Source organism: Streptomyces niveiscabiei, assembly GCF_033794345.1.
Classification (GTDB): Bacteria; Actinomycetota; Actinomycetes; order Streptomycetales; family Streptomycetaceae; genus Streptomyces; species Streptomyces niveiscabiei.
In genome coordinates, this window is sequence record NZ_JARAYJ010000020.1 from 90920 (window position 1) to 104518 (window position 13599).

The window sequence follows — 13599 nt, forward strand, 5'->3', positions numbered from 1 at the left end:
CCAGGCCCAAACCTTCCGTGAACCACGCGGAACAGCATCTCGGTGACCGGCTCTCCGCCCTGGTGGACGGAGAGCTGGGCCATGACGCGCGCGAGCGCGTCCTCGCGCATGTCGCGACCTGCGCGCAGTGCAAGGCGGAGGTCGACGCGCAGCGCCGGCTCAAGGGTGTCTTCTCCGAAGTGGCTCCTCCGACGCCGTCCGAGAGTTTCCTCGCGCGGCTCCAGGGGCTGCCCGGGGGTGATGACTCCGCCGGCGGAAGTCCCCTCGGCGCCGGGCTCCTCGGCGGTGAGCGGGGAGCCAGATTCGGGTCCAGAGGCTTCGCGGGGCTCGGCGGGGGCTCCGGTGCCCTCGGTGGCGGCAGGGGTTCCGGCGGGTTCGGCGGATCCTCGGGCGCCGGGGTCTTCGGGGGCTCCGGGGCGCTCGGTCGAGGTGGGGTCCTCGGGGGTCCCGTCTTCGGGGCGCGGGCCGGGGAGCCGTTCGAGTTCGGGTATCTGCCGGACGACGGGCACGGGGGGCGCGGCGAGGGCACTGGCGCTGACGCGGGGGCCGGGGAGGTTGCCGGTTCCGTACGGGATGCTGCGGCTTCGGCGCGGGGTGCCGGGGATGCTTCCGGGCCGGGGAGGGCGTCCGGTGACGCCGCTGCGGCGGTGCGGATCTCCGGGGATGCCGCCGCCTCTGTGCGGGCCTCCGGTGGTGCCGTTTCCCTCTCCGCCGGTGACACCGCCGCCGCGTTCTCCGCTTCCGTCGCCGAGAAGGGGTTCCGGGTCCATTCCGTCGGGCGGCACGAGGAGCGGTCGCGGAGTCTGCGGTTCGCGTTCGTCGCCGCCGGGGCCGTGTCGCTCGCCGCCATCGCGCTGGGCGGGGTGACCGGTTCGGCGCCGATCGACCAGACGACCGAGGCGCGGGGCGGGGCGGGGAGCAATGTGACGCCGTCCAGGGCTGCCGGGGCGGCCGTTCCCGAGGGTTCCCCTCGCCGCCGGTCGGCCGGGCCGCTTCTCTCGCAGGGGGGCCAGGGTGTTCTGCGGGACACGCCCGCCGCGCCCACCGAGGTGACCGCGCCGCTGCTGCCGGGGATTCCCACGCCGGTGTCCGCGCGCCACGAAGAGACGCTGCGGGCGTTGACCGCGCCGGTCGTCGCCGGGGCGGCTGCGATGTCGCCGCTGATACGCCCACTGTCCGCGTCCTGGCCCACCACCCCGGGGCTGCTGTCCCCCGGCACCACGGTCATGCCCTAGCCCCGACGTGCCTTCGAGGGCGATCAGGGTGGTCCCGGGTGAGTCGGTGCGGCCGGTTCGGACGTACGGGAAGCCGGGAAAGCCCGGGGGAGTGTCCGGCCGGCCGGACGCGACGACGAGGTCCGGGCCGACCTGGTTGAATCCCAGCGAGAACCCGTGTCCATGCCATCCCGGCCGGACGCGCAGACAACGTCCGACCAGCCGCCCCACGCGTCCGGCTCCGGTCGGCTGGTGGGGAGAGCATGGACGGGAAGCCGAGTGAACGCCGGGCTGGGGAGCCTGTCGAAGGGGCGGCGGCTTTTGGAGAGACGGGAGTTGAGGGGCCCGGCGGGCCGGGAGGCGCTGTGAGGGCCGGGGAGTCGGGGGTGGCGCGAGAGGTGGTGCCCGGCGGAGCGGTCGGCGGAGAAGGGGAGGCCCGGCTTGGCGGCGATTCCGAGGTGCCGTCCGTCGATGGGGGCCGTGGTGAGGCTCCCGGCCGTTCGGGGCTCGGCGTGCGGGAGCCCGGCGAGGTCGGGCACGGCGGCGACTTCGAGCTTGCTCAGCCTGAGGAGGGGCACGGTGATTACCCGTTGCGGGAGCCCGAGCGGGGGAAGCGGCCGGTGGTGTCGTTGCTGAAGGGGCAGAGCGGCGAACCGGAAACCGAGGCCACGCCGGACGCCCGCGCAGCCTCCGTACCCGAAGCGGTCCTCACGGCAGCGCCGGACGCCCCCGTGGCCGTCGCCCAGGAGCCCACCCTCGAAGCCACGCCGGACGCGCCTGTCACCCCCGTACCCGAGCCGTCCCTCGAAGCCGCGCCCGGCGTCCAAGGCACCCCCGTACCCGAGCCGTCCCCCGATGCCGCGCCCGGCGTCCAAGACGCCCCCCAGCCCCTCCACGCCCCCGACGCCTACAGCACGCCCCCTTACGGCCGGCCCGGCCCCTGGGCTCCCGCTCCTCCTGTGCAGCATCCCGGGGGCGCGCAGGGTGATCCCTGGGCGCGGTACGACCCCTGGGCCGCCTCGCCGCTTCAGCAGACCGGGGAGGGGGTGCCGAGTGAGCGGCAGCGGAAGAGGGAGTGGCGGAAGGGGATTGTCGCCGGGGCGCTGTTGCTGGCGCTGGTGTCCGGCGGGGTCGGCGGGGTTGTCGGGGTGCAGTTGGAGCGGCACGGGATCGGGGGGATCGAGTTGCCGCAGGCCCCGCCGGAGCCCGGCGCGCGGGACGCCGGCAGTGTCGCCGGGATCGCCGCGCGGGCGTTGCCGAGTGTGGTGACGTTGCATGTGAAGGGGGGTTCGGAGTCCGGGACGGGGACCGGGTTCGTACTGGATGATCTCGGGCACATCCTGACCAATAATCATGTGGTGCAGCCCGCGGGGAGCGGCGGCGACATAACCGTTGTCTTCAACAGCGGGCAGGCGGTGAAGGGGGAGATCGTCGGACGGGACGCCGGATACGATCTCGCTGTCGTGAGAGTCAAAGGCGTACGGAATCTGACGCCCCTCCCGCTCGGTAATTCCGACGGAGTGAAAGTCGGCGATCCCGTCGTCGCCATCGGCGCACCCTTCGACCTCTCCGGCACCGTCACCTCCGGCATCATCAGTGCGACGGAACGGCCGATCACCGCAGGTGGGGACGGGAGCGACGTGTCGTACGTGGACGCGTTGCAGACGGACGCGCCGATAAATCCGGGGAATTCCGGAGGGCCTCTGCTGGATGCGCGAGGGCGGGTCATCGGGATCAATTCGGCGATTCGGTCGGCGGGGGGTTCGGATACCGGTACGGGACAGTCGGGTTCCGTCGGACTCGGATTCGCCATTCCCGTCAACCAGGGAAAACGCATCGCCGAGGAACTCATCAACAACGGCCGGGCGACGCATCCGATCATCGGCATCATCCTGGACACCGCGTACACGGGCGACGGCGCGCGCGTACGGACGGACAGCGGTGAGGCCGGTCCGCCGGTGACCGTCGGCGGCCCCGGGGCCCTCGCCGGGATCGAACCCGGGGACGTCATCACGGAGGTCGACGGCAAGCCCGTGCACTCCGGCGACGAGCTGATCGTCAAGGTCAGGGCGCACCGGCCCGGCGACGAACTGCGGCTGACCGTCGTGCGCGGAGGCAAGACGATGAGCCTGTCGCTGGTGCTGGGGAGTGCCGGCGGGTGAGAAAAGGGTGCGTGCGGGAACTGACGGAAACCTCACAGGGGACCGCCGTACGCCCTTCCCGCCAGGCAAACATCCCGGAAAACGTCCCGGCCGAGGCGGTTCGGAATGCTCCGGGCGGTACCGGTTCGCCAGGTGTGACAGGTACCGTGGACGCGGCCCGGGCCACGGAAGAACCCGCAGGCACCGCGGAGGGCCACCGGCCGCGGACATCGCAAGGAGCTTCAGGTGTTCAATGACATAGGACCGCTTGAGCTGGTGACCCTCGCAGTCCTGGCCGTGCTCATCTTCGGTCCGGACAAGCTCCCCAAGGTCATCCAGGACGTGACGCGGACGATCCGCAAGATCCGCGAGTTCTCGGAGAGCGCCAAGCAGGACATCCGTACGGAGCTGGGCCCCGAGTTCAAGGACTTCGAGTTCGAGGACCTCAACCCCAAGACGTTCATCCGCAAGCAGCTGGACAACGACGACCTGGGGCTGAAGGAGATCCGCAACGGGTTCGACCTGAAGAAGGAGATGGCGGAGGTCGCCGACGCGGTCCACACGACGGCCGAGTCCGCGTCGACGCCGCTGCCCCCCGGCAAGGTCGACATGAGCAAGCCGGACACCGCCACGCCGGACGCGCCCAGGGCCGACCTCACGAAGAAGCCGGACACCGACGAGCGGCCCCCCTTCGACTACGACGCCACCTGAGCCGTACGCCCGGGCACTCACCCGGGTGGATATGCTGCCGAGTTGTTGTGCGGACCTGACGTGTGCGCCCGAAGGGGGGCGGGCCGTACGGGTCCGCCGAGAGCGAGGAGGCGTCCGGGCACATGGAGACGACGAGTCGAGCGGTCGCGCAGGCGCCGGTCGCGGAGGGCGGACAACCCGCCCCCGCCGCCCGGCGCGCCGTGGACGGCTTCCTGGAGGCGCCCTTCCCCTGGTACGGCCTCGACGAGGCGTACACGGGGCGCCGGTGGCTGATGCAGGTCGGGACGGCCGCGGACGGCGCGGTCGAGCACGGGTCCATCGGACACGGCGACGAGCCGTCCGTCCGGCACGAGACCGCCGGTGAGGACCGGGGGAAGTTCGCGGTCGTCGTCACGGTCGCCGCGAACCCGTCCCGGCGCAGCGCCGACGGCACGGGCCTCCTGGAGGCCACGTCGGTCTCCTCCGCCGCCTGGCTCGCCGGCGTCGGCCTGCTGTCCTTCACCTGGCCCGGCCAGATGGACCACAGCCTGCGCGACGACTGGCTGGAGCAGCAGACGGAGACGGCCTGGGTCCTCGCCGACGACCTCTCCGGCGAGGACTGGTCCACCCTCACCCTCCCCGTGGACGGGGTGCCCACCCCGTTCCACTACCGCGAGTCGGAGTTCGGCTGGGTCCTCGCCGGGTCCACCCAGCAGGGGGTGCACCTCGGGGCGTACGGGCGGGGGATGAGCGCGTACGGGCTCGGGTTCTCGATCATCAAGGACGTCGGCGAGTACGCCTAGTCGCCGTGGGGCGCTGGGGGTTGTGCGCGAGTGCCGGTTCGAGGTGGCTGGTCGCGCAGTTCCCCGCGCCCCTGAAAGATTCGCTCCCGTGGAGCCGACTAGAACTTGTTTCGTGGTGTGATCCCGAGGGACAAGCCCGAAAGGCCCCTCTGCCTGCCCCCCAGCTTCCCCGCGATCCCCCGCAGCGCGGTGCCCGCCGGGCTGTCCGGGTCGGTCAGGACGACCGGCTTGCCCTCGTCGCCGCCCTCGCGGAGGCGGACGTCGATCGGGATGGAGCCGAGGACGGGGACCGTCGCGCCGGTCGTGCGGGTCAGGCCGTCCGCGACCAGCTGGCCGCCGCCCGTGCCGAAGATGTCGACCATCTCGTCGCAGTGCGGGCAGGGCAGGCCGGACATGTTCTCGACGACGCCGACGATCTTCTGGTGGGTCTGTACGGCGATGGCGCCCGCGCGCTCGGCGACCTCGGCGGCGGCCTGCTGAGGCGTCGTCACGACCAGGATCTCGGCGTTGGGGACGAGCTGGGCGACGGAGATGGCGATGTCGCCGGTGCCCGGCGGCAGGTCGAGGAGGAGGACGTCCAGGTCACCCCAGTACACGTCCGCCAGGAACTGCTGGAGCGCCCGGTGCAGCATCGGCCCCCGCCACACGACGGGCGCGTTGCCCGGCGTGAACATGCCGATGGAGATGACCTTCACGCCGTGCGCGGAGGGCGGCATGATCATGTTCTCGACCTGGGTGGGCAGCCCGTCCGCGCCGAGCATGCGGGGCACGGAGTGGCCGTAGATGTCCGCGTCGACGACCCCGACCTTCAGCCCGTCGGCGGCCATCGCGGCGGCGAGGTTGACCGTCACCGAGGACTTGCCGACGCCGCCCTTGCCGGAGGCGACCGCGTACACGCGCGTCAGGGAGCCCGGTTTCGCGAACGGCACCTCCCGCTCGGTCTGCCCGCCGCGCAGCGCCGTCGCCAGCTCCTTGCGCTGCTCGTCGCTCATCACGTCGAGCGTGACGTCGACCCGGGTGACGCCCTCGACCGCCGCGACCGCGTCCGTCACGCGCTGCGTGATCGTGTCGCGCATCGGGCAGCCGGAGACGGTCAGGTAGACGGCCACCGCGACCGCGCCGTCCGCGCCGATCTCCACCGATTTGACCATCCCCAGCTCGGTGATGGGCCGGTTGATCTCGGGGTCGTTCACCGTCGCCAGTGCCTCGCGCACCGCGTCTTCGCTAGCCATACCAACGATGGTACGGCGCCGCACAGGCCGCCCCGCACGCCCCTCAACGGTCGTCTACGTCACGCGCGGGTGACCGTTCCGCCGGGAATACGCCCTGTGCGTCCAGCTCCTTGACGAGGTCCTGGAGCTCCGACCTGATCCAGTCCCGGGTCGCGACCTCCCCGAGCCCGATCCGCAGCGCGGCGATCTCCCGGGTCAGGTACTCGGTGTCCGCGATCGACCGCTCGTTCTGCTTGCGGTCGAGTTCGAGGTCGACCCGCGCGCGGTCGTCCTGCCGGTTCTGCGCGAGCAGGATCAGCGGAGCGGCGTACGACGCCTGCAACGACAGCATCAGCGTCAGGAAGATGAACGGATAGTTGTCGAACCGCAGGTCCTTGGGCGCGAAGATGTTCCACAGCACCCACAGGACGATGACGACGGTCATCCAGACGATGAACCGCCCGGTCCCCAGGAACCGCGCGATCCGCTCCGACAGCCGCCCGAACGCCTCCGGGTCCCACTCCGGCAGGAACCGCCGCCGCTGCGGGCGGGGCTGGTCGAGGCGCACCCTCGGCCTGGTCGTCTTCTCAGGCGCCATCGCTGACCGCCCCCTCCCCGGAGTCGAACTCCGTCTCCCGCCAGTCCTCGGGCAGCATGTGGTCCAGCACGTCGTCCACGGTCACCGCGCCGAGCAGCGACCCCGACTCGTCGACGACGGGCGCCGCGACCATGTCGTACGTCGCGAAGAACCCGGCGACGACCGGCAGCGCGGCGTCCGGGTCCAGGGGCCGCAGGTCGTCGTCGATGATCGAGCCGACCAGCGTGTACGGGGGGTCGCGCAGCAGGCGCTGGAAGTGGACCGTGCCCAGGTACTTGCCGGTCGGCGTCTCGTCGGGCGGGCGGCAGACGTACACCTGCGCGGCAAGCGCGGGGGAGAGGTCCGGTTCGCGGATGCGGGCCAGCGCGTCGGCGACGGTCGCGTCCGGCCGCAGGACGATCGGCTCGGTCGTCATCAGGCCGCCCGCCGTGTGCTCCTCGTACGTCAGCAGGCGCCGCATGTCCGCCGCGTCGTCCGGCTCCATCAGCGACAGCAGCCGCTCCTGGTCCGCCTCCGGCAGCTCCGCGAGGAGGTCCGCCGCGTCGTCCGGGTCCATCGCCTCCAGGACGTCCGCCGCGCGCTCCTCCTTCAGTTTCCCGAGGATCTCGATCTGGTCGTCCTCCGGCAGCTCTTCGAGGACGTCCGCGAGGCGGTCGTCGTCGAGGGCCGCCGCGACCTCGCCGCGCCGCTTCGCGGAGAGGTGGTGCAGGACGTTCGCCAGGTCCGCCGGGCGCAGCTGCTCGAACGTCGCGAGGAGGTTCTCGGCGCCCTGCCCCTCCTCCTCCAGCGAGAGGCCGTCGATCGCCGCCCACTCGACGGTCACCGCCTCGCCCTTCGCCCGGCGGAACGCGCTCGCGGGCTTCCCCTTGCGCAGGAAGACGCGGCTCACCTCCCACTCGCGGCGGGACGGCAGCTGGTGCACCGACAGGTCGAGGACGGTCGCCTCCTCGCCGGTCTCCGCGAGCGTGACCCGGCGGTCGAGGAGCTCGCCGAAGACGAGGCGCTCGGTGGGGCGCTGCTCGAAGCGGCGGACGTTCAGGACGCCGGTCGTCAGGACCTGGCCCGACTGCACGCCGGTCACCCTCGTCATCGGCAGGAAGATACGGCGGCGCGTCGACAGCTCCACGACCAGGCCCAGCAGCCTCGGCGCCCTGCGGTTCGTGCGCAGCATCACGACCAGGTCGCGGACGCGGCCGACCTGGTCGCCGTTCGGGTCGAAGACGGCGACACCGGAGAGGTGCGAGACGAAGATCCGGGGGGCGCCGGCTGCCATGACTGGGGTTCCTTCACTTGGTCCGGAATGTCGGCTCGGGAGGGCTTAAGGCTAGCCCGTCCCGATCGGATACGCGCTGGTGAGGGGTACGGAAGGACCGCGTCCGCCGGGTCTTCGCGACCCCGGTACGCTGCCGTACGCCGTCCCACGCGTCCCCTTCGAAAGCGAGCGTCTTTCGTGACCGCAACCTCTTCGGCCCGTACCCGCACCGCGCTGCTCGGGGCGGTGTGCGCGATCGCCCTCGGCGTGAGCGGGTGCGGCGGCGAGGATCCCGACGCGGGGACCAACGGGGTCGGCAAGCTCGGCGCGGACAAGATCCAGGACCGGGCCAAGGCGGCGGCGTCCGGGGTCGACGCGGTGCGGCTCGCCGGGACCGTCGTGACCAGTGGGCGGACGTACCGTCTCGACATGCGGCTGAAGAAGGACGGGGGCACGGGGTCCGTCTCCGCCGAGGGGACGACCTTCCAGCTCCTGCGCGTCGGCGACGCGCTGTTCCTCAAGGCCGACGCCGAGTTCTGGAAGCGGGACGGCGACGCGACGGCAGCGGCCGGCAAGCTGGACGGCAAGTACGTGAAGGTCCCGGCCGGGGACCCCTCGTACACGAAATTCAGCGGCTTCACGGACAAGAACCTCCTCCTCGACGGGCTGCTCACCCTGCACGGCTCCCTCTCCAAGGACGGCCACCACGAACAAGCGGGTACCCGCACGATCAGAATCACGGGCGACAAGGGCTCGGGCGGCACGCTCGACGTCTCCCTGACCGGCGAGCCGTACCCCCTGCTGCTCCAACGGGCGGGCAGCGCCGGTTCGCTGGCGTTCTCGGCATGGGGGCAGGACTTCACCCTCGCCGAGCCGTCCGAGGACGAAACAGTGGACTACGGGAAGCAACTACCGGCTTCTTAGCGGGGGTTGTTCCGCTTCCGCTTCCTGAACAGCAGCTTCGGTACGCCCGCCGGGACCGGCTGTCGCGTCGTCGCCGGGGTCGGGACCGGGCTCGCCGCCAGGTCGCCCTCCGGCATCGGGAGGGTCTCGCCCGTCGGTTCCAGGCGGAGCAGCCTGCACTCCCTCGCCCAGCGGTCCACCATGGCCTCGCCGTCCGGGGCGTTGAGGCGTTTGGTCTTCAACTCCGCCACCGCCGCGGCGTATTCGTCCGTGCCCGGCTCCACGCGGGCGACCCTCGCCGTCCACGTCACCAGGCGGCCCCCCTTGTCCTTGCTGCGGACCGTCACCTCCGCCGTGCCCCCGGCCTCCAGCCCTGTCAGGGGCTGTTCGCCGGGGCCGTCGCCCAGGACGTGGGCCGCGCCCTCGTGCCAGGCGTGCCAGAGCGGGCGGGCGGGAGCGCCCTGGCCCTCGACCCAGATGAGACCCGACTTCTTCGTGGCCTCTTCGACGAGGGCCCGCTCCAAGCGCTCCAGGGGGGACGTCATGACGTCACCTTAGAGCCAGCCGTTGCGTTTGAGGGTGCGGTGGATGCCGAAGCACATGGTCACGATGACCGCCATGACCATGGGGTAGCCGTACTTCCAGCGCAGTTCCGGCATGTGGTCGAAGTTCATGCCGTAGACGCCGCAGACCATGGTGGGGACGGCGATGATCGCGGCCCAGGAGGTGATCTTGCGCATGTCCTCGTTCTGGGCGACGGACGCCTGCGCGAGGTTGGCCTGGAGGATGGAGTTCAACAGCTCGTCGAAGCCGAGGACTTGCTCCTGGACGCGGGCCAAGTGGTCGGCGACGTCACGGAAGTACTTCTGGATGTCGGGGTCGATCAACCGCATCGGGCGCTCGCTCAGCAGCTGCATCGGACGCAGCAGCGGAGACACCGCCCGCTTGAACTCCAGCACCTCGCGCTTGAGTTGGTAGATCCGGCTCGGGTCGGTCCCGCGCGGCGAGCCGTTGCGGCCCGGCGAGAAGACGTCCGTCTCGACCTCGTCGATGTCGTCCTGGACGGCGTCGGCGACGGCGACGTACCCGTCGACGACGTGGTCGGCGATGGCGTGCAGGACGGCCGAGGGCCCCTTCGCGAGCAGCTCCGGGTCGTCCTGGAGCCGGTGGCGCAGGGCGCGCAGGGAACCCTGCCCGCCGTGCCGGACGGTGATGACGAAGTCCTTGCCGGTGAAGCACATGACCTCGCCGGTCTCCACGACCTCGCTGTTCGCGTCGAGCTGCTCGTGCTCGACGTAGTGGATCGTCTTGAAGACGGTGAACAGGGAGTCGTCGTACCGCTCCAGCTTCGGCCGCTGATGCGCCTGGACCGCGTCCTCGACGGCGAGCGGGTGGAGCCCGAACTCCCCGGCGATACCCGAGAATTCGGCCTCGGTCGGCTCGTGCAGCCCGATCCACACGAACCCGCCGTCGCGCCGCACCTCACGCATCGCCTCGTGCGGGGTGAGGGACCGGTCGTACGGGACGCGCGCGCCGTCGCGGTAGACCGCGCAGTCGACGACGGCGGACGGCGTCGCGGGGTCGCGGGTCGTGTCGTACGGGCCGGTCAGGGGGGCGGCCTTGCGGTCCTTGCGCAGGGACGTCGCGGCGCGCAGGTTGTGGATCATGGACATGGCAGGGCTCCTTCGCATCGGTGACGCATTCGGTGACGAATGGCCACACCGACGGGTGGAACTGCCCGGAATGAGGACGTCCTGAGCGTGGAATGTTTGGCACGTCCACAAAGCGGGGAGCACCGCACCGTCGCGGTGGCTTGCTAACGAAGTGCTCTTCCGCAGAAGGCGAGAGAAAGAAAAGAAGGACGCTGTCGCGTCAGCGGCGGGAAGAGCGAGTGGTACTGCACGGGTGACTTCGATCCATGACAGCCCCACCTCCTCCGGCCGGTCCCTCGTAAGGGAGATCCAGGTCGTCCGGGCTCGATACGCGTGCTTCTGCAAGCTGCCCAGAACGACTCGGCAAGACTATCAGCAGACAGAAGTGTCAAGGTGCTGCTTTGCCCCGTACTGACGAGTTCTATGCTCGCGACATGGTTGATGTTCTCCCTCTGGTCGAGGCCCGGTTGCGTACCGCGCTGGGCGAGCCGGACGCGCGCGCGGCGGTCACCTTCCTCGGCACCGACCGCGTCGAGGTCCTCCGCTTCCGCCAGGAGGACGGCATCGTCCGCTACGCCACGCTCGGCATGTCCGCCGGCCCCATGACCGACCCCACGAGCATGCTCGCCGACCCCCTCAAGGGCCCCCGCGCGGAGCTGGTCCTCTCGGTGCGCGGAGGGCTCGCCGACACCGACAAGGTGCTCCGCCCGCTCGCCGTCCTCGCCGCGTCCCCGCAGGTCGAGGGCGTCGTCGTCGCCCCCGGCGCCTCGCTGGACGTCGGCGAGCCCCTGTGGCCGGACGCCCCCTTCACCTCCGTACTCGTCGCCGAACCCGGCGGTCTCGTCGAGGACCTCGAACTCGACGCCCCGCTCGACCCCGTGCACTTCCTCCCCCTCCTGCCGATGACCCCCAACGAGGCCGCGTGGAAACGCGTGCACGGCGCGCAGGCGCTCCAGGAACGGTGGCTGACGAACGGGACGGACCTCCGGGACCCGGCCCGGAGATCCGTCCCGCTGGACTGACGTGGTACGTGATTCAACTCACCGTCAGTTCGCGAAGACCGTGACGGAGTCCTGCGTCGCGTGCGCGGTCTCCTGCTCCTCCGCGTCGTGCGTGAGCGCCTTCCGCCGTACGACCACGACCCCCGCCCCGATCACGGCCGTCACCGCCGCCACCACGAACGGCATGTGGATGTCCGACCACTCCTCGATCTTCGGCGCGAAGTACGGCGCCGCCGCTGCCGCGAACCAGCGGACGAAGTTGTAGCCCGCGCTCGCCACCGGGCGCGGCGCGTCCGAGACGCCGAGCGCCAGCTCCGTGTAGACGGTGTTGTTGACGCCGATGAACGCGCCGGACAGGACGGTGCAGACGATCGCGGTGACGTGGTCGCCGTACCCGAGGACCAGGACGTCCGCCGCGAGCAGCACCAGCGAACCGCCGAGCACCTTCAGCGAGCCGTACCGGGCCTGGAGGCGCGGGGCGACGACGACCGAGAACAGGGCCAGCAGCAGGCCCCAGGCGAAGAACACGGCACCCGACTTGTACGGCGTCATGTCGAGGACGAACGGCGTGAAGGCCAGGACCGTGAAGAACGTGTAGTTGTAGAAGAACGCCGAGACCGCCGCCGAGGCGAGGCCGCCGTGGCCGAGCGCCTTCAGGGGGTCCAGGACCGAGGTCTTCGTCGCCGGCTTCGGCTGCTCCTTCAGGAACACCGAGACGCACAGGAAGCCGACGGCCATCAGGAACGCCGTGCCGAAGAAGGGGTAGCGCCAGCTCGCGTCGCCCAGGAGCGCGCCGAGCAGCGGGCCGCAGGCCATGCCGAGGCCGAGCGCCGACTCGTACAGCAGGATCGCCGCCGCGCTGCCGCCCGCCGCCGCGCCGACGATGACCGCGAGGGCCGTCGAGACGAACAGGGCGTTGCCCAGGCCCCAGCCCGCGCGGAAGCCGACCAGTTCGGCGACCGATCCCGAGGTGCCGGCCAGCGCCGCGAACAGGACGACCAGGGCGAGGCCGAGCAGCAGCGTCTTCTTGCCGCCGATCCGGCTGGAGACGAAGCCGGTGATCAGCATCGCGAACGCCGTGATCAGGAAGTACGACGTGAACAGGAGGGAGACCTGACTCGGCGTCGCCTCCAGGCCCTTGGCGATCGACGGGAGGATCGGGTCGACCAGTCCGATGCCCATGAACGCGACGACCGAGGCGCCCGCCGTCGCCCACACGGCCTTCGGCTGCTTCAGGAGGCCGCCCGCGCCCGCGTCGAACGGGTCTGTGCTGTCGTCCTTCATCTCCTGTGTCCCTCCCGGCGTGGATGGTTGGTGTTTACACATAGTAAGTTAGGTCGACTAATTAATGCAAGCTACATCTACTTGGGCGGGCCCGGGTTCCCGGATGGGTGATCGCCGCTTGACGGGGACCGGTGAGGGTAGGACCGTTGGGCCCTATGAGGGGCGAACCCAGTTGCCCGAAGTGTGGTGGCCGGGTCAGGGCTCCCGGTCTCTTCGCCGATTCCTGGCAGTGCGCTGACCATGGCACGGTGCATCCGGTCCAGCCTGTGATCCCGCCCAGCGTCGAGGCGCTCGGCGTGGTGGTGCACCGCACCCAGGTGCCCGTGTGGATGCCGTGGCCGCTGCCCGTGGGGTGGCTGTTCACGGGGGTCGCGTGCGCCGGCGACGACCGCAGCGGGGGGCGCGCCACGGCCGTCGCCTGCACGGGGCCCGGGCCCCTCGGCGGGCTCGGCGAGCTGATCCTCGTCGCGGAGGAGCTGGGGGTGGGGCTGGGGGCGCGCTACGCCGGCATCGACGGGCCCGACCCCGGTCCGCGCCTGGACGTCGAGAAACCACCGCAGGCCAAGGTCCTCGCCGCGGGGCGGCCCACGCCGTTGTGGCATGTCACCGGGGCGCCGGACGACCGGGCCGTGTTCGCGGGGGAGGCGCTGGGGATGTGGCTCTGGGCCGTGGTGTGGCCCGAGCAGTCGGGGATGCTGATGTACGACGAGCTGGTGCTGACGGATCTGCGGGATGCGGGGGCGGAGGTGGAGATGGTGCCTTGCGGGGCGCTGTCGCCGCGGTTGTTGGGGCCGTGAGGGGGGTGGGGGCGGGGTGGTGTGTGTACGCGGTGGTTGTGGGTCGGAGGAGC

Annotated in this window: 13 protein-coding genes; 7 read left to right on the forward strand and 6 right to left on the reverse strand. The window is 71.2% G+C overall.

Annotated elements, in window-relative coordinates:
* The first annotated feature begins 17 nt into the window (after window positions 1-17).
* The 4 genes from PV682_RS25830 to PV682_RS25845 all read left to right on the forward strand — a co-directional run bounded on the left by PV682_RS25830 (window position 18) and on the right by PV682_RS25845 (window position 4848).
* On the forward strand, window positions 18-1235 hold the full coding sequence (locus PV682_RS25830; RefSeq protein ID WP_319733842.1) for an anti-sigma factor family protein: 1218 nt from the start codon (window positions 18-20) through the stop codon (window positions 1233-1235).
* 365 nt (window positions 1236-1600) lie between these two features.
* A complete protein-coding gene (locus tag PV682_RS25835) occupies window positions 1601-3376 on the forward strand; it encodes a S1C family serine protease (protein ID WP_319733845.1) in 1776 nt (591 codons plus the stop codon).
* Window positions 3377-3601: 225 nt separating this feature from the next.
* Window positions 3602-4066 carry a sec-independent translocase gene (locus PV682_RS25840; protein WP_319733847.1) on the forward strand — a complete coding sequence of 155 codons (465 nt, stop codon included), beginning with the start codon at window positions 3602-3604 and terminating at the stop codon, window positions 4064-4066.
* Window positions 4067-4188: 122 nt separating this feature from the next.
* Window positions 4189-4848 carry a hypothetical protein gene (locus PV682_RS25845; protein WP_319733849.1) on the forward strand — a complete coding sequence of 220 codons (660 nt, stop codon included), beginning with the start codon at window positions 4189-4191 and terminating at the stop codon, window positions 4846-4848.
* 98 nt (window positions 4849-4946) lie between these two features.
* On the opposite strand, the gene PV682_RS25850 is transcribed toward PV682_RS25845, so the two are convergent.
* Genes PV682_RS25850 through PV682_RS25860 form a run of 3 tightly spaced genes read right to left on the reverse strand, consistent with a single transcriptional unit; the run spans window position 4947 to window position 7930 of the window.
* A complete protein-coding gene (locus PV682_RS25850; RefSeq protein ID WP_319733851.1) occupies window positions 4947-6080 on the reverse strand; it encodes an Mrp/NBP35 family ATP-binding protein in 1134 nt (377 codons plus the stop codon).
* Window positions 6081-6123: 43 nt separating this feature from the next.
* Complete coding sequence (locus PV682_RS25855; protein WP_319733853.1) at window positions 6124-6657, reverse strand: DUF1003 domain-containing protein; 534 nt, start codon at window positions 6655-6657, stop codon at window positions 6124-6126.
* On the reverse strand, window positions 6647-7930 hold the full coding sequence (locus tag PV682_RS25860; protein ID WP_055718854.1) for a magnesium transporter MgtE N-terminal domain-containing protein: 1284 nt from the start codon (window positions 7928-7930) through the stop codon (window positions 6647-6649). Before PV682_RS25860 ends, PV682_RS25855 begins: the two co-directional genes overlap by 11 nt.
* 177 nt (window positions 7931-8107) lie before the next feature.
* On the opposite strand from PV682_RS25860, the gene PV682_RS25865 reads away from it, so the two are divergent.
* A complete protein-coding gene (locus tag PV682_RS25865; protein WP_055718853.1) occupies window positions 8108-8833 on the forward strand; it encodes a hypothetical protein in 726 nt (241 codons plus the stop codon).
* Here the strand turns inward: PV682_RS25865 and PV682_RS25870 are convergent.
* On the reverse strand, window positions 8830-9357 hold the full coding sequence (locus PV682_RS25870; protein WP_319733856.1) for a hypothetical protein: 528 nt from the start codon (window positions 9355-9357) through the stop codon (window positions 8830-8832). The two genes, PV682_RS25865 and PV682_RS25870, sit on opposite strands and share 4 nt — an antisense overlap.
* 9 nt (window positions 9358-9366) lie before the next feature.
* Complete coding sequence (locus PV682_RS25875; RefSeq protein ID WP_055718851.1) at window positions 9367-10485, reverse strand: magnesium and cobalt transport protein CorA; 1119 nt, start codon at window positions 10483-10485, stop codon at window positions 9367-9369.
* Window positions 10486-10898: 413 nt separating this feature from the next.
* On the opposite strand from PV682_RS25875, the gene PV682_RS25880 reads away from it, so the two are divergent.
* The gene (locus PV682_RS25880) at window positions 10899-11486 is read left to right on the forward strand and encodes a suppressor of fused domain protein (protein WP_319733859.1); all 588 of its coding nucleotides are present in this window, start codon (window positions 10899-10901) and stop codon (window positions 11484-11486) included.
* A 24-nt stretch (window positions 11487-11510) separates the two neighbouring features.
* Here the strand turns inward: PV682_RS25880 and PV682_RS25885 are convergent, their stop codons facing one another.
* Window positions 11511-12749 (reverse strand): MFS transporter, encoded by a 1239-nt coding sequence (locus tag PV682_RS25885; protein WP_319733861.1) that lies wholly within the window; start codon window positions 12747-12749, stop codon window positions 11511-11513.
* A 155-nt stretch (window positions 12750-12904) separates the two neighbouring features.
* Here PV682_RS25885 and PV682_RS25890 point away from each other — a divergent pair, with 155 nt between their 5' ends.
* Window positions 12905-13546 (forward strand): DUF6758 family protein, encoded by a 642-nt coding sequence (locus tag PV682_RS25890; RefSeq protein WP_319733863.1) that lies wholly within the window; start codon window positions 12905-12907, stop codon window positions 13544-13546.
* The last annotated feature ends 53 nt before the right edge of the window (window positions 13547-13599 follow it).

Bases quoted from the DNA above. Each gene is read 5' to 3' on its own strand.
- PV682_RS25855 (WP_319733853.1), bottom strand. From the start codon at position 6,657: ATGGCGCCTGAGAAGACGACCAGGCCGAGGGTGCGCCTCGACCAGCCC.
- PV682_RS25870 (WP_319733856.1), bottom strand. From the start codon at position 9,357: ATGACGTCCCCCCTGGAGCGCTTGGAGCGGGCCCTCGTCGAAGAGGCC.
- PV682_RS25875 (WP_055718851.1), bottom strand. From the start codon at position 10,485: ATGTCCATGATCCACAACCTGCGCGCCGCGACGTCCCTGCGCAAGGAC.
- PV682_RS25880 (WP_319733859.1), top strand. From the start codon at position 10,899: ATGGTTGATGTTCTCCCTCTGGTCGAGGCCCGGTTGCGTACCGCGCTG.
- PV682_RS25845 (WP_319733849.1), top strand. From the start codon at position 4,189: ATGGAGACGACGAGTCGAGCGGTCGCGCAGGCGCCGGTCGCGGAGGGC.
- PV682_RS25850 (WP_319733851.1), bottom strand. From the start codon at position 6,080: ATGGCTAGCGAAGACGCGGTGCGCGAGGCACTGGCGACGGTGAACGAC.
- PV682_RS25885 (WP_319733861.1), bottom strand. From the start codon at position 12,749: ATGAAGGACGACAGCACAGACCCGTTCGACGCGGGCGCGGGCGGCCTC.
- PV682_RS25860 (WP_055718854.1), bottom strand. From the start codon at position 7,930: ATGGCAGCCGGCGCCCCCCGGATCTTCGTCTCGCACCTCTCCGGTGTC.
- PV682_RS25890 (WP_319733863.1), top strand. From the start codon at position 12,905: ATGAGGGGCGAACCCAGTTGCCCGAAGTGTGGTGGCCGGGTCAGGGCT.